The organism is Pseudomonas sp. TH37 (assembly GCF_016650735.1).
Classification (GTDB): Bacteria; Pseudomonadota; Gammaproteobacteria; order Pseudomonadales; family Pseudomonadaceae; genus Aquipseudomonas; species Aquipseudomonas farris.
Window position 1 is genome coordinate 940,684 of the sequence record NZ_JAEKFD010000002.1, and the last position, 18,589, is coordinate 959,272.

The following is an 18,589-nucleotide window of genomic DNA, read 5'->3' on the forward strand; positions in this document are numbered from 1 at the left end:
GCGATGGACACGGCGCCGCTTGAGCAGGCAGTGCCCTTTCTATCAATGGGCGGAAGCGCTGGCTGCGCCGAGGCCGGTCTGGGCACGAACGAACTGGTCGGCGTAAGCGTCACGTTCCTTCTCGGCCCGTACGCTGCGGTCGAGTTTGGATACGACGACGATCACCAAGAACGCCAGCGGCATGGAGAACAGCGCCGGGTGGTCGTACGGGAAGATCGCCTGTGCATGGCCGAGCACGGTGACCCAGACCGCTGGCGAGAGGATCACCAGGACCAGCGCGCAGATCAGCCCGGCGAAACCGCCGATGATTGCGCCTTTGGTGGTCAAGCCCTTCCAGTACATGGCCATGATCAGCACCGGGAAGTTGGTCGACGCGGCGATGCCGAAGGTCAGGCCCACCAGGAACGCGACGTTCATCTTCTCGAACAGAATGCCCAGCAGAATCGCGATGATGCCAAGGCCCACGGTGGCCATGCGGGTCACGCGCATTTCCTGTTTTTCGCTGGCTTTGCCCTTCTTGAGCACCGTGGCGTAGAGATCGTGGGAAATCGCCGAAGCACCGGCCAGGGCCAGCCCGGAGACCACCGCAAGAATGGTGGCGAAGGCCACGGCCGAGAGGAAACCGAAGAACAGATTGCCACCGACCGCTTTGGCCAAGTGCATGGCGACCATGTTCCCGCCACCAATCAAGGTGCCACCGACTTCGCCATTGACGTAGTACTGCGGGTCGGTGCCGATGATCACCATCGCGGCGAAGCCCAGGGTGCATACCACCAGGAAGAAGAAACCGATGAAACCGGTGGCGTAGAACACCGATTTTCGTGCTTCCTTGGCGTTAGGCACGGTGAAGAAACGCATCAGAATGTGCGGCAGGCCGGCAATCCCGAACACCAGGCCCAGCGACATCGAAGCGGTGTTGATCGGGTCGGCGAGCATCGAGCCGGGGCCCATGATGTTCCAGCCACTGGCGTGCGCCTGAACGGCTTTGTCCGCGAGGGTTTCGTAGCTGAAGCCGAATTGCGACATGGCCATGAATGCCAAAGTCGTGCCGCCGGCAAGCAGCAGCACGGCCTTGATGATCTGCACCCAGGTGGTGGCGATCATGCCGCCGAAAATCACATACACCAACATCAGCGCGCCGACGATCACCACGGCGACCGGGTAGTCGAGGCCAAACAGTAACTTGATCAACTGACCTGCACCGACCATCTGCACGATCAGGTAACAACACACCACCGTCAGTGAACCGAAGGCGGCGAAGATCCGCACTTTGTTCTGGTCCAGTCGATAGGACACGATGTCGGCAAAGGTGTAGCGCCCCAGGTTGCGCAAGCGCTCAGCCATCAGGAAGGTGATGATCGGCCAGCCAACAAAGAAGCCGATGGTATAGATGAAACCATCGTAGCCCTTGGCGAACACCAGGCTGGACAACCCCAGCAGCGTGGCGGCGGACATGTAGTCACCGGCAATTGCCAGACCATTCTGAAACCCGGTGATACCACCGCCCGCGGTATAGAAGTCCGAAGTGGATTTGGTTTGCCGGGCGGCCCACCAAGTGATGGCCAATGTGCCCAGTACGAAGACGAAGAACATGCCGATCGCATGCAGGTTGAGCGGCTGTTTTTCCACTGCACCCAGCGCGGGCGCAGCCAGCACAACGGAAGCCGGCAATAGCCCGGCAGCGGCGAGGAGAAGTTTACGCAGCAGAGTCATCACTTGCTCTCCTCGAGAATGGCGGCGCCCAATGCATCGAAACGCGTGTTGGCGCTGTAGACGTACCAACCGGTCAGTAGCCAGGAAAAAATGATGATCGCCGCGCCAACCGGCATGCCCAGGGTCAACATCCGATGCTCGGCGATCGGCGTGTGCAGCCACAGCGGGGCAAACGCCACCACCAGCATGAACGCGTAGTAGGTGCCGAGCACGGCAGCACTCAGCGACCAGGCCAGGCGCGAACGGCTGCTCACCAATTGAAGGAATTTGGGGTTGGACCGAATGCGTTCACAGCGTTGGGTATCGGTTGAATGGATGTCGATCATGGGTGGCTCCACATTGTTTTTGTTATCAGTGTGTAGATCAGGGGCAGGGCCAAATTCAGCCTGCACGAGCCCGAAGCGGCGGGTAAAACACCTGCCGCCTGGTGGGTACAACGTCGATTCGGTTAGAGCGCTTTGGCCCTGTCGCGCAAAACGTACTTCTGGATCTTGCCGGTTGAAGTCTTCGGCAGCAGGGTGAAAATCACGGTGCGCGGGACTTTGAAACCGGCCAGGTGTTCGCGGCAGAAACTGATGATGTCGGCCTCGCGAACGTCCTGGTGATCAGCCTTCAATGTGATAAAGGCACAGGGCGTTTCACCCCACTTCTCATCGGGACGGGCGACGACGGCCGCTTCCATGACGGCTGGATGGCGATAGAGCACACCTTCCAGTTCGATGGTGGAAATGTTCTCACCGCCGGAAATGATGATGTCCTTGAGTCGATCCTTGATCTCGACATAACCGTTCGGATGACACACCGCCAGGTCGCCGGTGTGGAACCAGCCGCCATCGAACGCTTCGGCTGTGGCGGTCGGGTTCTTCAGGTAGCCCTTCATCACGGTATTGCCACGCATGAAGATCTCACCGATGGTCTGACCGTCTCGCGGGGTCGGCTCCAGCGTCTTCGAATCGCCAACCATCACACCTTCGAGCGTCGGGTAGCGCACGCCCTGACGGGATTTGATTTGCGCTCTTTCGTCGAGCGGCAACTCATTCCATTCGGCATGCCAGGCGCAGAGCGTCACCGGACCATAGGTTTCGGTCAGGCCATACACGTGGGTGACCTTGATGCCCATTTGTTCCACGGCACCGATCACTTTCGCCGGCGGTGCGGCACCGGCGACCATCGCGTTGACCGGATGATCGATCGCCGCTTTCGCCGATTCCGGCATGTTGACCAAGGCATTGAGCACGATCGGTGCAGCGCACAGATGGGTGACCTGATGCTCGCGGATCAGCGTGAGGATTTTCTGTGGATCGACGCGGCGCAGAAACACATGCACACCGGCCATGGCGGTGATGATCCACGGGTAGCACCAACCGTTGCAATGGAACATCGGCAAGGTCCAGAGGTACACCGGATGGTTGCCCATGGCCCAGGTCATCTGGTTGCCCAATGAGTTCAGGTAAGCACCGCGATGGTGGTAAACCACGCCTTTGGGGTTGCCGGTGGTGCCGGAGGTGTAATTCAGCGAGATGGCTTGCCATTCATCATCGGGCCACTGCCAGGCGAAAGCAGGGTCGCCTTCGGCCAACAGCGCTTCATAGTCCAGATCGCTGACAGCCTGGCCTTCGCCGTATTCCGGATCATTGACGTCGATGACTAATGGCGGGTGATCCAGCATGCCGATCGCCGCGTGAATCACATCATGGAACTCACGGTCGGTAATCAGCACCTTGGCTTCGCCATGCTGCAGCATGAAGGCAATGGCTTCAGCATCCAGACGCACATTGAGCGGGTTGAGCACCGCGCCAATCATCGGCACGCCGAAATGCACTTCGAGCATTTCGGGAATGTTCGGCAACATTACCGCCACCGTGTCGTTCTTGCCAATGCCGCGACCGGCCAGCGCCGAGGCCAGACGGCGGCAGCGGGTGTAGGTCTGCGCCCAGGTGCGGCGGATCGAGCCATGGATGACGGCGGGATAGTTTGGGTAAACGCTGGCGGTGCGCTCGATGAAGCTGAGCGGAGACAAGGCAATATGGTTGACAGCCGCAGGGCCTAGCCCTTGTTCATAGATCGACATGTACGGGTACTCGGTGGCTGATTGTTAGCTCTATAGGTGACCTTGCAGCGTAGCCGCTGAGGTCGCCTTTTATGTCCGGCTTGCTTTATATAACATCCAGCTAGCGATATGGAAGTACAACCTATGTCATATAGGATATGTACTATATTTGATTCTTGCGGATCTAAATGAATACGGTGACACCGCCAAGGCCGGTATATCCTTGGCTTCCCCAACGAAGCGGACCTGTGATGACCCTGACTCCCGTTCGATTGCACAGCTGGTTGCGCCTGCAGCGCGAGGGTGTGTCTCTGGCCGCCCGGGCCGATGCGTTGTGCCGTGCGCTGCAGGATTGCCCCGAGGTGCGCCGGGCGGTTTATCTGAGTTGGCAACCCAATGCGCGGATTTACAGCCACGAGGGCGCTGCCCAGCATTTTCCTCCGGGGCTGGGCGACCCTTCGCTGGCTAGCGATCAGCGGTTGTTTGATCGGCTGGCCGAAGCGGGGCGGCTGGATCTGGCTCAAGTGCGTCAACTCGATTGTTGGCTGGCCGGCCGACTGCGCCGGGCCGCTATCAGCCATGGCCAGGTGTTTGATCTGGCGTTGCAACCGGGTCAGGCGGGGTTGTTGCTGGTGGAAGTGTGCGAGGGCGTGAGTCTTGATTGGCTGGGTTGGGTGCAGGACTTGCTGACGACGTTGCTGAGTAGCGTCAATGGCATGCTGCGCGGCTCACCGCTGTTGGGGCACGACCCGCAACCGAGTCTGCTGCTCGATGCGCAGGGCCGGCCGCTGGAGTTCAACGCGGCGCTGCTGGTGTTGCTGGCCGAAAAGCCGCTGACCGATGTGCTGGGTTTTTTACCGGTGAATCACCGGGTGCTGGTACGCGCCTGCCTGGACCAGCAACGCGCCATTGAAGGGGTCGAAGCCCAATTCGAAGCGCAGATCCTGATCTGGACGTTTATTCCCGATCCCCAGGACAACCGTGTACTCGCCCGGTGTCGCGATGCCACGGCACAAGTGCTGGCCGAGCGTGAAGCGGCTACGGCACGACGGCTGTACCGGCTGATCATTGAAAACACCACCGACCTGATTTCCCGACACACACCGGACGGGCGCTTTCTCGATGCCTCGCCGGCGTCCTGGACATTGCTCGGCTACTGGCCGGAGGAGTTGCGCGGGCAAATGGCCCAAGGCTTGTTCCATGGTCAGGACCTGGCCAGCCTGGTGCAGCGCGCGCGGGATGCCCTGGAGCAGGACGGTTATCACACGATGACGTATCGGATTCGCCATCGGGATGGGCATTACCTGTGGTTTGAAACCGCCAGCCGGGCGATTCGCGAGACCTATACCGGCACGGTAGTGGAAGTGGTCAGCGTGTCCCGGGACATTACCGCCCGGGTGCACGCCGAGGAGAACAAGCGACGCCTGGCGGAAGTCGTCGAGGCCAATACCGATCCTGTGTTGTTCATCGACCCCGAGGGGCAAGTCACTTACCTCAATCCAGCGGCGCGGCGCATTCTGGGGATCGACGAGCAACAACCGATGCCAGCGCTGGCAACATTGTTCGCCAGCGGCGACCTGGCACGTCTGCAGCGTGATGGCTGGAGCAGTGCCGAGCGCGACGGTGTCTGGAGCACCGATGCGCGATTGCAACCACCGGCAGGCGGCACTTCGGTGCCGGTATCGCTGGTGCTGCTGGCGCACCGTTCGGCCGGCGGCGAGCGCTATTACTCGTTGGTGGCGCGGGACATGACCGAGCGTGAACTGCGTGAAGTGCAGCAGCGCCGTCATCAGGACGAACTGGCGCACACCGCGCGGTTGGTCACCCTGGGTGAATTGGCCTCGGGCATCGCTCACGAAATCAACCAGCCATTGGCTGCGGTCGTCAATTACGCCAATGCCAGCCAGCGCTATTTACAGACGCTGGACTCCAATCCCCAGGCCGCCGCCAAAGTGGCGCAAGGGCTGGAGCGCATTACCCATCACGCCACTCATGCTTCAGAAGTGATCAGACGTTTGCGGGTGTTTCTGCGCAAGGGGCAACGCCGCATGCAGGCCTTGAATTTCACCGAGGTCGCCCGCGAGGCCGTGCGTTTATGCGCCTGGGAGGCGAGCAATTGCCAAGTGACAATCGAGGATCGCCTACCGGATAATCTGCCGCCGATTTATGCCGACCGAGTGCTGCTGGAGCAGGTCCTGCTCAATCTCTTGCGAAATGCCATCGATGCCAACCGCGAACAACATCCGGGGCAACCCTCGCTGATCGTGATGGCTGCGGGGCAGGGCGGTGGTGCAACCGTGGAAATCAGTGTGCAAGACCAGGGGCCAGGCGTCAGCGAGCCCGAACTGGAGCAGATATTTACCCCGTTCTATACCAGCAAGGCCGATGGCCTGGGGCTTGGCTTGTCCATGAGCCGCAGCATCATCGAAGGTTTTGGTGGCGAATTACAGGCCCGACGCCAACCTGTCGGGCTGCTGATGTGCTGCCGTTTGCCGCTGGCCGGCCCAATAAAACAACAACAGGAATAACGTAATGGCAGGTGCGACGGAGCACGTGGTGTATGTGGTCGACGATGACCAAGGCATGCTCGATTCAACCGTCTGGTTGTTGGAGTCGGTAGGGCTCAAAGCCTTGCCGTTTACCAGTGGCGTGGCGTTTCTCAATGCCTGTGATGCCAGTCTTGATGCCTGCGTGCTGCTCGATGTTCGCATGCCCGGCATGGGCGGTTTGAACGTGCAGGAAGAGATGCGCGCACGTGAGCTGAACCTGCCGATCATTTTCGTCAGCGGGCACGCGGATGTGCCGATCGTGGTTCGTGCTTTCAAGGCGGGTGCCCATGACTTCATCGAGAAGCCCTACAACGAACAATTGCTGCTGGACAGCGTGCAACAGGCGCTCAGCAACTGCGCGGCAAGCCGCTCGGGCAATCAGGGGCACGAAGCCTTGCAGGCGCGCTTGCTGACACTGACCCCACGGGAGCGCGATGTCTTGCTGCCGCTGGTCCAGGGTTACACCACCCGCGAGATCGCCGAGCAACTGGGTGTCAGTGCGAAAACCGTCGATCTGTATCGTTCGCGGGTGATGAAACGCATGCAAGCCAATACCTTGCCGGACCTGGTGGGCATGGCCATCGCCGCTGAACTGGTCGATCCGCTGAAGCTGCGGTGATTGCTGGCGTTTTCCAATGATCGTCTATGGGGGGGAGGATCAGCCGCAAGACAGACCGGACGTCCCACCAACGTTATGACTGCCTGAGCTTGCGCTAGCATGAAAGATGTTCAGGCCACTCGCCATTGAGACTGGTCATGGGGCTCTGCCAATTGCAGGGGCCGGAGGAGGTGTGTTGAAACCATTCCAGCTCAGACCTAGCGCCTCAACCCTGAACATGTTGCGTCAAGCGTGCCTGCAACGCCGTGATGCGGTGCCGCCAACGTTAACGGAAAAAGCGCTGATCCCGGACATTCCAGATGCTCGCTACTGGCTGGACCAGGACCTGACGCCGTTCATTCGGGATGTGAGCCAGGCCAACCTTCGAGAGGCTGAGGCGCTCGCCAGCGCAGGGTTACCGAACGACATCCTGCCGCGGGCAAATCTGCTGGCCGTTTCGGGCGGCGGCGACGCCGGCACATTCGCCGGGGGCATCATTGCGGGATGGACCCGGCATGGGACTCGACCTGAGTTCAAAGTTGTCACCGGCATTAGCGCTGGTGCCCTGGTCGCCCCGTTTGCCTACCTGGGGCCCCAGTACGACGAGGTCATTGTGCGTATCTGCAATGCGGTCGGTCCAAAAGACATTTTCCATGCGCGCAATATGCTGACCCGTCTTACCAGCGATGGTATGGCGCACAGCAAGCCACTGTCGCGGCTCATTGCACAGCACGTCACTGCCGAGACTCTTGCGGCGATCGCGGCGGAATACGCCAAGGGACGGCTCCTGATGATCGGTACAACCGACCTTGATTCAGGGCGCCCGGTCACCTGGAACATGGGGGCCATTGCCTCCAGCCAGGCACCGGGAGCGCTCGAGCTGTTTCGCAACATCATGGTCGCGTCGATGAGTATTCCCGGCGCCGTCTCGCCCGTCATGATCGATGTGGACGTTAACGGCCACCCGTTTCAAGAAATGCACGTGGACGGCGGTGTCCTTACGCAGGTGTTCCTTTACCCACCCGGCACCGTAATGGCGCTGAACCAAGTGCCCGGGGCGCGTTTGCGGCGTGAACGGCATTTCTATGTCATTCGCAACGGCAAGCTGGAACTGCAATGGTCCGGAACCAAGCGCCGAACCTTGAACATCGGCGGTCGAGCCATCAGCGCATTGATCCAGAATCAGGGGATCAGCGATCTGGATCGGATTTACCGAATTGCCCAGCAGGATGGGGCGGACTTCAATCTAGCGTACATCGGCTCCGACTTCCGCATTTCTCGCCTCCATAAATTCGATGGCGAGTACATGAAACGCTTGTTCAAATACGCCTTTGAACTCAGTGCCAAAGGCTATCCGTGGCATAAATCGCCGAGTTTGTGAGAGACGGTCTCAGCCGATCGGCTCGGCCGTACAACTCATTTCCCCTGAGCCGGGTTTCTGGAAAAGCACCACGTTGCCGTCTTGCCAGAAGCGGTAATTCCCCTGGTAATCCTTGCCAATGTATTGGGTTCCCGAATCACTCTGCACTTGGTTCAGGGTGATCGAGGAGTTCGCCCATTTCAGGTAAACGACACCAGGCTGCGTGTTAAAGAAAGTGGCGGCAATCAGCGCATTAAGCCCTGTACACCGAAAAGCCAGGGGGCCTTCAGTGAGTCTGTCTGGATCCTTGGTTCTCACAATGGCCGAACCTTGGCGTAGCTGGTGCGCGCGCTCGGCATAATGTCGGATCGTGCACGCCTTGGGCTCAGACGTGGAGGCACACTGATTGCGGGCGTCGACCCAGAACTGCTGGTCGATCATGACTTTGTCTGGACGCGGCACTGAATGATCATCCGTGAGCGCCAGGCGATAAAGACGCGTCAGTTCGATATCCATCTGCATCAGTTGTGGGTCGCGACAAATAAGCTTTTCGACGGATGCCCTTGCCGTGGCGCAGTCGAAGCTGGTCTGGAAGGTCGGCGTAGCAGGTGAAGCATTGACCCAGCTGCTCGCCGCCGCGCACACGCTGGCAGCGAACAGACAGGTGACCGTTTTCATGTTGGCTTGATTCATTACCTGATACCCGGATTGCTGTGGGATCTATTGATCCGTTGAACAGTCATTTGTTCGCATTGGGTGTATCGCAGTGTAAGTCAGTGCTTAAAACTTGCCGCACCCGTTCGAGTTCGAGAAGTACAAATGGAATTAGAGCTTGCACCCTAAGAACTTTGTTCCAGGGTTAGTCGCCAGACGCTGAGCTAGACTCAAATATCCAAAGCACACTGATAGCAGTGGAGGCTTTATGAACAGATCCATTCCCCCCTGTCTGGCTACGATTGTCTCGGTATTCTGCCTTTGCGCTTCCGCCGAGACCGTAACGCCGCTCAAAGGGCAGTCCCCCGAATTGATTCAGCAGGACATCAGCGCATGCCAGGCCCAGGCTGGCAACGCTGCAAGCACCAGCACAACGCCTGAATCAGGTGGACGTGTCCGTGGTGCCGCTACTGGCGCAGTAGCAGGTGCGGCGGTTGCCGGAGCGCGCGGTCGTCAGCATGACGAGGTTTATGACAAGGTAGACGACGATGTTAAACAGGAATATCGACAGAACAAGGCCAAGGATGCTGCTGTCGCAGGTGCGGTTGTAGGTGGATCCCGGCAACGTCAGGATCGTCGTCAGGATCGCCGGGAAGAACCAGCTGTCACTGCTTCCGCCTACAACAGTTGCATGCAGCAACGGGGCTACCAGATAACCCCTTGAAGCTGAACATGCATCAAGATCTGTATCGTCTTTGACGGGCGCGACGGTGCAGGGAAGGGCGGAACGATCAAGGCGCTCAAGCCTGCCTGACCACATAGGGGGTGCAATGCGCATTCCATTGTTTTACGCGGTGTCAGCTGTATTGTTTTTGAGCGGACCTTACTGCCTGGCGCAGCCATTGGATGCGAGCGCGACCGCAAACGCTGCCGATACAGCGCCCGTCACGGCGGCGGCCAAAGATGCCGTGTTTACCCAGGAACAGCTGGATCAAATGCTGGCTCCCATTGCGCTTTACCCGGACCCGTTGCTGGCACAGGTGCTGATGGCCACCACGTACCCCGGGGAAATCGCCGAGGCGGTAACCTGGTCTAAAGCACACCCCGACGCCAAGGGCGATGATGCGGTCAAACAAGTGGCGAGCCAGCCCTGGGATCCGAGCGTGCAGGCGCTGGTCGCTTTCCCACAGGTGCTGGTAACGCTGGGACAGGATCCCGTCTGGGTACAACGCCTGGGCGATGCCTTCCTCGCGCAGCCCGACGATGTCATGGGGGGCGTGCAACGCTTGCGTCATCAGGCTCAAGCAGCAGGCAACCTGCAGAGCAACCAATATCAGAACGTGACGGTTCAGGCTGTTGCGGCACCGGCACCGGCACCGGCAGCTTCGGCTCCGGCCAGCAGCACTTCCACCATCATCATTCAGCCCTCCGATCCGCAGGTGGTGTACGTACCCAGTTACAACCCGACAACAACCTACGGCACCTGGCCCTATCCTGCATCGCCTCCCGTTTACTATCCACCGCCGCCCGCCTATTACCCCGGTTCTGCATTGATGGCTGGGCTGGCGTTTGGTACCGGTGTGGCTATCGTCGGTGCGTTGTGGGGTGAATGTGACTGGGGCAATAACGACATCGACATCGACGTCGATCGCTACAACAACATCAATCGCAACAACCAGATCACCAATAATCAGAACAAGTGGCAGCACAACACCGTTCACCGCGATGGCGTTCCCTATCGAGACAGCAAGAGCCGCGAACAGTACGGCCGCCAACTGGACGGTGCCAATAAGCGTGAGGCCTATCGAGGGGAAGATGCTCAGCGAGCCCAGGCTCGTGAAAAAGCCCGCGGTTCAATGGACAAGCACGGTATCGAACGACCGGCCACCAGCAACCGCGAAGCCCGTGATCGAGCGCGCGCAGCCCAGTCTGGAACCTCGGCCAGCAATCGGATGCAAGCAGGTACAGACAGACCGAAGTCGTCTGACAGAAGCCAGGGCACTGCCAGAAACACTCGGGAGAGTCAGCAGCCCAGGAAACAGACCGCTCAGGTAAATCAGCGAGGGCAGGGCGATTCGCAAGGGCGCCAGGCTGCGCAAAATCGACCGTCCGCCAGTACGGGCAGTGCCCGCAACAATGCGTTCGCCGGCGTACGCTCACCGTCCCAGGCCAATGCACAAGCCAGTCGTGGCCAGGCCAGCCTGGCATCCGCCCAGCGCCCCAGTGCCTCGCGACCAGCCGGCCATCAGGTCAGTCGCCCGTCCAATCCACCAGCACGTCAAAGGGGGGGCCGTCGTTGAAAAACAATGCTCGAGTGAAGGCACCCATGGGCCGTCTCCTTCATGCCTTGGCGATAGCTGCCGGCTTGGCGTGGTCGTGCATTGTTACGGCACAGCAGGCATTTCCAACGCCAGAAATGGCCGCCCAGGCGTTTGTCGACGCACTGGGTACGGAACACGCCGATCAGGCACGCCTGACAGAATTGCTGGGTAATGAATGGCGCAGTTTCATCCCGCGCGAAGGCGTGCAGCGCAGTGATGTGGATGCGTTTTTGAAGCAATATCGCGAGCAACATTCCATTGAAAAAACCAGCGATCGCAAGGCGATCCTGTCGGTTGGCAGTGACCACTGGACACTGCCTATCCCCATGATAAAAGCCGCGAACGGTTGGCGCTTCGACATCGACGCCGGTAGCGCCGAAGTCCGTGCACGTCGAATTGGCCGCAATGAACTCGCCGCGTTGCAATCAGTGCTGACCTATCACGACGTCCAAATGGACTATGCGTCAGTGGATCGTGACGGTGACGGCGCACTCGCCTATGCGCAGAAAATCTTCAGCACTGCCGGCAAGCACGATGGACTTTATTGGGAGGACGACGATAGCGGTCAGATCAGCCCGTTGGGTCCCTTGTTCGGCAAAACCATTGCCGGCGAAGACTGGCATGGTTACCAGTTCCGTATCCTTGATGGCCAAGGTCCTTCGGCACCTGGCGGCGCCTACAGCTACCTCATCGGTGACAAGATGATCCGTGGCTTTGCATTGATCGCCTGGCCAGCGAAATACGATGACACCGGAGTGATGAGTTTCATGATCAGTCATGAGGGACAGGTGTTCGAAAAAGACTTGGGACCCGGTGGTGAAAAGTTGGCGCAGTCGATGAAGCGCTTTGATCCAGATGACAGTTGGAAGGTGGTTACTGCAGATCAAGAGTAGATCTACCTGGGGTATTGCAAGTCCCCTGCGGGAGCGGGCAAGCCCGCTCCCAGGATGTGGGCCTAACTCAAGACTGTGAAATCGCTGGCGTGCAGTTCCTGAACGCCCACCAATTGGATTTCGAACTCGGGGGTGGCCCCGGCGTTGACACTGCCGTAGAGAATGCCATCGGCAAAGCGCAGTTGGCCGGTGGCGTCGGCAGGGTCGAAGGCGTTGCTGCCGATGAAGGTGAAGGCGTCGACAGCGGTGGTCAGCGGGTTGGCGTCCAGGCCGGTGAAATCCAGAAGATCGCCCTCGGTGCTCTTGAAGCCGTTGATCACATCGCGCAAAGCCCCGACACCCATGTCCGACAGCGCACCAAACGCGTAGGTATCCGCGCCAGTGCCAGCGGTGAGGTTGTCGGTGCCCGCACCGCCGATCAACCGGTCATCGCCCGAACCGCCCACCAGCGTATCGTTGCCCGCACCACCGTTCAGAATGTTCGCGGCGCTGTTGCCCGACAGACTGTCGGCGTAGGCGCTTCCCGTCAGGTTTTCGAAGAATTTCAAGGTGTCGAGCCCGGAACTCACGGTGTTTTGTTGCGCTGACGTCGAGAGGTTTACGGTAACGCCGGACAGGGCGCGTTCAAAAGACACCGTGTCATTGCCATCGCGCCCGTCCAGCACATTGTTGCCGGCTCCGGCGAACAGCGTGTTGTCCAGCGCGTTGCCCGTGCCATTGGCGGCGCCAGTGCTATCGATATACAGACGCTCGACGTTGTTGCCGAGGGTATAGGCCGCCAGGCTGCTGTGCACACTGTCGACTCCTCCAGACACCGTATTGCTGTTGATCTCGATCACGGCGTCGTCGGTGTTGTCGACATAGTAGGTGTCGTTGCCATCGCCGCCGCTCATGCTGTCGTCCCCTACGGCACCATTGAGCACGTTATTGGCGGCATTGCCGGTAATGAAGTTGTGCCGCTCATTGCCGGTGCCGTTGATGCCCGACACACCGGTGAGCACCAGGTTCTCGAGGTTGGCGCCCAGGGTCCAGCTGACCGAGGCCTGCACCGTATCGATCTGCGAGGTCGAGGTGTTGGTTTCCACCACGCGGTCGGACGCGTTATCAACCACATAGACATCGTTGCCATTGCCACCGGTCATGGTGTCGGCGCCCAAGTGGCCATCCAGCGTGTCGTTGCCCGAACTGCCCACCAGGGTATCCGCCTGGTCGGTACCGGAAATCATGTTCTGAGCGTTGTCAAAAATGTCCTGCACGCTGTTGTTGTCGTTGGGGTTGCCCTGGAAGCCAAGGTCATTGGCAATGTAGTCGGCCAGGCGCTGGCCGACGATCTCCGCCGACTCCTCGTGCAGGTGCCAGACGTCGTCCGGATACGCCAGCGGATCGACTTCGTAACGCAAGGGGAGGTCGGTGTAGTCCACCGCCAGCTTGACGTCGGCGCGCTCGGCGGCGATGGCTTCCTGGACGGCGCGGACATAACCAACCCCCTCGACGATGGAGGCAATTTTCTCCTCCGAATAACCACGGGCACGCGCCGCGTCCTGTTCGTAGTGACCGGTTTCCATCATGTACACGTTGAAGTTGCCGAACTGGGCATGTAGGTAATCAAACACCTTCAGGGTCGCGGCCTTGTAGGCCGCTGCTGCCGCTGCTTTATCCGTGGCGCGGCCGATCTCCTGGGCGGCTTCCTCGCCCTGGCCCCAAATGATGCCCATGGTGACGTTATCGATGGATTGCAGTTCGGTGCGCTGGTCCCGCAGCAGCGTCACGGCGCGCAACAGCGCAGCCCCGGGTTGGTTGGTGTCGGTCAGCCACCAGCACAACTGGAGTTCTTCGGCGCTGAGAGTCGACAGGCCGGTGACCGTGCTGCCGCCCACCGCGATGTCGATGCCGTTGCCATTGGCATCGGTGAACTGGCTGCGCACGTCATAGGGGGTATAGCGGTCCAGATCGTTGACCAGCATCGAGGTGCCGGACTGATTGTCGTCCTCCGTCATGCACAGCAGGCGCGCATTGGATTGGCCGAGGGTAGGCAGGTAGAGGAGGTCCTGCTGGGTGCTCTCGCCGAACACGAAGTCGCTGGCGGTCAGGGTGTTGAGGTAGTTGCCGCTGAGGGCGATTTCAAAACGATTGCCATCGGCATCCGCTTCGGCGGACTTGATGTAGGTCTTGTCGCCGGCCGCGTTGAGGGTTATGTACAGCGTGCCATTGCTGCCATCGCCGAGGCCGACAAAACCCAGGCCCGAAACATCGATCTTGTCGACGCCCGCAGTGAAGTCATAAATCGTGTCGGTGGCCGTGATACCACCGGTGTCGTAGTCGCGGTAGCTGTCGAGTGCGTTGGTGTAGCGGAAGGTGTCGGCACCGTCGCCGCCGTACAGCGAATCGCGTCCGGCGCCGCCGTCGACGATGTCCGCGCCGGTGCCGGCCTTGATTGTGTCGTTGCCACCGAGGCCGAGGATCAGGTCTATGCCCGCCGTGCCGTTAAGGGTTTCGGCATTATTGGTGCCGGTGATGGTGTTGGCGGGCGCATCGGCCACTACCAGGGCGAAGCTATCGCTGACCGATGCACCGGCCGGATCCGTAGCTTTGACCAGCACGTTGTAATTGCCGGACGCGGTGCTGGTCGGCGTGCCGGTGAAGGTCAGGTTGGTGGCATTGAAGCTCAGCCACGCGGGCAGGGCGCTGCCATCGGCCAGGGTCGCGGTGTAGCTGAGGCTGTCATTATCCGGATCGGTGAAGCTGCTGGCCGGCACCGCGTAGCTGAACGCGGTGTTTTCGGTCGCGTTCTGATCCAGCAGCGGCGTGGCCAGCACCGGCGCCTGATTGGTCGGCGATGAGGTGGCGAAGACAAAATTAGCGCTGGTCAGCGTGTTGAGGTAGTTGCCGTCCAGTGCCACTTCGAAGCGGTTGCCATTGGCGTCGGCGGTCAGGGATTTGATGTAAGTCTTGGTGCCGGCACTGTTGAGCACTACGTACACGGTGTTGTTCTTGCCGTCCCCCAGGCCGGTGAAACCCATGGCCGAGAGATCGATCTTGTCGGCGCTGATATCGAAATCGGTGATCAGGTCGCCAAGGTTGGCACCGCCGGTGTTGTAGTTGCGGTAACTGTCCAGGTGATTGGAAAACACGAACGTGTCCGCTCCGGCACCACCGGTGAGGGTGTCCATACCGGCACCGCCATCGAGCTTGTCGTTGCCCGCGCCGCCATTAAGGCTATCGTTACCTGCCAGGCCGAGGAGGGTGTCGGCCGAATCGCTGCCCAGCAGCGAGTCGCTGCCGCTGGTGCCGGTGATCACCCGATTAAAGATGAAGTTATTGGCCGTCAGGGTGCTGGTCAGGTTACCCGAGAGGATCAGCTCGAAGCGATTGCCGCTGGCGTCGGCATCGTAGTCCTTGATGTAGGTGCGGTCGCTGCTGGCGCTGTAGCTGACCTGCAGGGTGCCGCCGCGGCCATTGCCCAGGCCGGTGAAACCGAGGCCGGCGAGGTCGATCTTGTCCTGGGTGACGTCGAAGTCGGTGACGGTGTCATCGAAGCTTGTGGTTGCGTTGCGGTAACTGTCGGACTGAGTGGTGAAACGGAACGTATCGGCGCCGGTACCGCCGGTGAGTTTATCGGTGCCTGCACCACCCACCAGAATGTCGCCACCGGCCCCGCCATTGATGGTGTCGTTGCCGGCCCCGCCGTAGAAAGTCTCGCTGGCGGCGCTGCCCAGCAGGGTGTCGTTGCCAGCCGTACCTTGCACGGTGGTCATCGGCTCCGTGGCGCTGACGTAGCTGCCGTCACCATAGATAAGCGTGGCACCCTTGCTGGTGTGGCTGATGGTATTGCCGATAATGGCGTTGCGATCAGTGCCGTCTTCGTTGCGTTCGGCGACGCCGTAGGTCGACAGGTCGCTGCCGATGATGATGTTGCCCTGGATGGTGTTATCGCTGCCGTTGAAGTACTTGCCGGACACGCCCAGGGTGTCGTTGTAGGACTGGATGATGATCTCCGGTACGGGGCTGCCCAGGGAATTGTTGGTGAGCGTATTGTCGATGATCTCGACGTGATTGCTGCCGTAGATGCGTATCCCGGCGCTGGTGTTGTCGTAAATGTCGACGCCGCTGACAGTCACCTCGCTGGACAGTTTGATCAGCACTCCTTCGGCGCCATTACCGTACACCTCGCCACCGGTGATGGTGATGTTTGTGGGGGAGGGGATGTCCTCACTGCCGCGCTGCACCACGATGCCATTGCCGCCGTTGTCGTAGGCGACGTTATTGGTCATGGTGAAATCGTGGGTGCTGGTGACGATGTTGAAACCGTGGCGGTCGTTGTCGTAGGCGATGTTGTTTTCGAAGGTGCTGTTGCTGAGGAAGTCAGCAACGAAGCCGTCCAGGCCGTTGCCGTGGGACACGCTGTTCTTGATGACCATGTTGACGGTCTGCTCGTGGGGGTCGAAACCGTACCCGGAGCAATCCTTGATCTCGACGCTGTCGAGGGTGACGTTGGAGTCGTAGCCTGCTTCGCCGGGAATGTAGCCGTTGAACCAACCGTCGATCTTGCCCGTGGTGCTGTCACGGTTGCCATCGATGGTGAGGTTGCTGACGCCGAAATCGTGGGTTTCCTCGCCATAGGCGGAGCGGATGACCCCTGTGATCTTGGTGTCGGAGCCGTCAGCCACCTTGACGGTGGTTGCGCCCATGCCATCCCCGTACAGGTAGACGTTGCTCTTGAGCATCAGGCAACCGTCGGAGGGTTCCTCACCTCCCGAAACGATATAAGTTCCGGTCGGCATATACACCTGCCCACCGCCTGCAGCGGCCGCCGCATCAATTGCACTTTGTATCGCCGCTGTGTCGTCAGTGATGCCATCTCCTTTGGCGCCAAAATTTTGTACATTGAAAATCATGAGCTTATCTCCGTATCAGGCGAAAACCTCGGTAGATGCCAATATTCCATCGACAGCTACCGTGTTATGACCCAACGGAGCGCAAAAGTTGTGACCGCGTATCGGTGAGGTGTCAAAAAACCGAACTAACTGATTAGCGGTTGCGAGGTTTTTTGAGGTATTTCGAAAGAATAACGTTCTGTTGACGCTTGCTTAGGGCGTCCGTTGGTCGTGCCGGGGGGACGAAGGTGCAGGGCGCAGTTCCAATGGAGGCGACTGTTTTTTCTCAAAGGAGATTGGACATGACCAAGCGACAAGAACCGCATCACGGCTTTTCCGACGCCCCTCAAAAAGTTAAAGAGGCAGGGCGTAAAGGCGAACAAAACGCCAATGTGGCAACCGACAAGGCGGAGAAAGCTCGAATCGGCGGGCAGCATAGTCATGGGGGAACACGCGGAGAACGATGATATACCTGCTCGACCTGCTGATGCCTATGTCAGCAGGTCGCAGGCCAGCCAGTCGCAAATGCAATGACCATTGCACACTCAAGAGCTGATTGCAGACTCCCTGGAGAGGGATTGTCATACATCGAGGTGTCATGCATGTAATTCAAGCGTGCGGTGGTAGCAGTCATGGCAAAGGCTTGGCATGCGCGTCTTAGAGTATTGCGTTAGCCAAAAGCCTCGCCGGTGAGCGACCTCATTGCCGTGTCATGAACACCGGAAGGCCCCTGGGAAGTTTGAGACCCGTTAGCCAGAAACCAGGTTAGAGTGTTCACTAATGTCTGTTCATAAGCTCCCTCCACTCGATTCGCGTAGTCGCGCCAAGCGGTTCCAGCGAACGAACCGGGCAAAAAAAACCGTATATCAATCGTTGTTTGAAGAATGAATCGTCCGCTGTTTGTTTCTCTAGATGGGCCCAAGGGATCCGGCAAAACCACACTGTTGGAGGCCGTTACGAAAGTACTGAGGGCAGACAATAAAAAGGTGATCCGACTTTGCGAGAAAAAAAGCGATCCCTATAGGGGTGAAATAATGACCCTCGTGAACAAACTCGTCAGAAATCCCAGCCGGGATTTGGAGTTGGAGGTTTGTGAGCGCTTTGCTGATAGCCGTACCTGGATTTCCCAGCACGTGCTGGCTAAACAGCCACCAGGCAGCATCATCCTGATCGATCGCTGGTACCCGTCTGATGCCGCGTTTCGCCGGATAGTCCCGTTTGCAGAGATTCTACAGTTGAACATTGATCGAGACGTGCGAGTGCCAGACCTGCATGTCGGGGTTGTCACCGCCCCTGAAATTTCATGGGCGAGGGCAGCGGCACGACGGCGTGGGCTGAGCAGTACTGTGATCCATAAGCTGGAAGAACATGTCGCTTGTACCCAGGCGTTCGAGCGAGCGATTGCAGATCACGGCTGGTTTTTATGCCGTAATGAAGGAACGATCGAAGACGCAACGATGCAGGTGATTTCTGAGATCTATAGAGTCCTTCGATGCCCCGCAGGCGAAGTTCGCTGCGCCGGCCTTGATGCGGTTGAGATAGCCGTAGATATAGATCGTTAGCAGGATCGAAGGGGT

13 protein-coding genes and 1 pseudogene are annotated in these 18,589 nt (G+C 59.3%); 9 read left to right on the forward strand and 5 right to left on the reverse strand.

What is annotated here, in order from left to right:
• Positions 1 to 42: 42 nt before the first annotated feature.
• From JFU11_RS09250 to JFU11_RS09260, 3 genes are all read right to left on the reverse strand, one after another.
• Complete coding sequence (locus JFU11_RS09250) at positions 43 to 1,713, reverse strand: cation acetate symporter (RefSeq protein WP_201060456.1); 1,671 nt, start codon at positions 1,711 to 1,713, stop codon at positions 43 to 45.
• The gene (locus JFU11_RS09255) at positions 1,713 to 2,039 is read right to left on the reverse strand and encodes a DUF485 domain-containing protein (protein ID WP_201060458.1); all 327 of its coding nucleotides are present in this window, start codon (positions 2,037 to 2,039) and stop codon (positions 1,713 to 1,715) included. Before JFU11_RS09255 ends, JFU11_RS09250 begins: the two co-directional genes overlap by 1 nt.
• A 122-nt stretch (positions 2,040 to 2,161) precedes the next feature.
• A complete protein-coding gene (locus JFU11_RS09260; RefSeq protein ID WP_201060459.1) occupies positions 2,162 to 3,784 on the reverse strand; it encodes an acyl-CoA synthetase in 1,623 nt (540 codons plus the stop codon).
• A gap of 230 nt (positions 3,785 to 4,014) precedes the next feature.
• Here JFU11_RS09260 and JFU11_RS09265 point away from each other — a divergent pair, with 230 nt between their 5' ends.
• The 3 genes from JFU11_RS09265 (at position 4,015) to JFU11_RS09275 (ending at position 8,291) form a co-directional block, all read left to right on the forward strand.
• Entirely contained in the window at positions 4,015 to 6,291 is a 2,277-nt protein-coding gene (locus tag JFU11_RS09265) for a PAS domain S-box protein (RefSeq protein WP_201060460.1), read from the forward strand.
• A 4-nt stretch (positions 6,292 to 6,295) separates the two neighbouring features.
• The gene (locus tag JFU11_RS09270) at positions 6,296 to 6,931 is read left to right on the forward strand and encodes a response regulator transcription factor (protein WP_123722757.1); all 636 of its coding nucleotides are present in this window, start codon (positions 6,296 to 6,298) and stop codon (positions 6,929 to 6,931) included.
• Between the two features lie 175 nt (positions 6,932 to 7,106).
• Positions 7,107 to 8,291: a patatin-like phospholipase family protein gene (locus JFU11_RS09275; protein ID WP_201121278.1), complete on the forward strand. Its 1,185-nt coding sequence runs from the start codon at positions 7,107 to 7,109 to the stop codon at positions 8,289 to 8,291.
• 9 nt (positions 8,292 to 8,300) lie between these two features.
• Here the strand turns inward: JFU11_RS09275 and JFU11_RS09280 are convergent, their stop codons facing one another.
• Positions 8,301 to 8,963, reverse strand: coding sequence for an MliC family protein (locus tag JFU11_RS09280; protein WP_123722755.1), 663 nt, complete (start codon positions 8,961 to 8,963; stop codon positions 8,301 to 8,303).
• Positions 8,964 to 9,192: 229 nt separating this feature from the next.
• Between JFU11_RS09280 and JFU11_RS09285 the strand changes: the two genes are divergently transcribed.
• The 4 genes and pseudogenes from JFU11_RS09285 (at position 9,193) to JFU11_RS09300 (ending at position 12,138) form a co-directional block, all read left to right on the forward strand.
• Entirely contained in the window at positions 9,193 to 9,648 is a 456-nt protein-coding gene (locus JFU11_RS09285) for a YMGG-like glycine zipper-containing protein (protein ID WP_123722754.1), read from the forward strand.
• Between the two features lie 12 nt (positions 9,649 to 9,660).
• A pseudogene (locus tag JFU11_RS09290) lies at positions 9,661 to 9,726 on the forward strand (hypothetical protein); the annotation flags it as partial.
• A gap of 28 nt (positions 9,727 to 9,754) precedes the next feature.
• On the forward strand, positions 9,755 to 11,224 hold the full coding sequence (locus JFU11_RS09295) for a DUF3300 domain-containing protein (RefSeq protein ID WP_201060462.1): 1,470 nt from the start codon (positions 9,755 to 9,757) through the stop codon (positions 11,222 to 11,224).
• 26 nt (positions 11,225 to 11,250) lie between these two features.
• A complete protein-coding gene (locus JFU11_RS09300) occupies positions 11,251 to 12,138 on the forward strand; it encodes a DUF2950 domain-containing protein (RefSeq protein ID WP_201121279.1) in 888 nt (295 codons plus the stop codon).
• A gap of 62 nt (positions 12,139 to 12,200) precedes the next feature.
• On the opposite strand, the gene JFU11_RS09305 is transcribed toward JFU11_RS09300, so the two are convergent.
• Positions 12,201 to 17,033 carry a glycosyl hydrolase family 28-related protein gene (locus tag JFU11_RS09305; protein ID WP_201121259.1) on the reverse strand — a complete coding sequence of 1,611 codons (4,833 nt, stop codon included), beginning with the start codon at positions 17,031 to 17,033 and terminating at the stop codon, positions 12,201 to 12,203.
• Between the two features lie 281 nt (positions 17,034 to 17,314).
• On the opposite strand from JFU11_RS09305, the gene JFU11_RS09310 reads away from it, so the two are divergent.
• The gene (locus tag JFU11_RS09310) at positions 17,315 to 17,479 is read left to right on the forward strand and encodes a hypothetical protein (protein ID WP_201060464.1); all 165 of its coding nucleotides are present in this window, start codon (positions 17,315 to 17,317) and stop codon (positions 17,477 to 17,479) included.
• 417 nt (positions 17,480 to 17,896) lie between these two features.
• Entirely contained in the window at positions 17,897 to 18,574 is a 678-nt protein-coding gene (locus tag JFU11_RS09315) for a dTMP kinase (protein ID WP_201060466.1), read from the forward strand.
• Positions 18,575 to 18,589 lie beyond the last annotated feature (15 nt).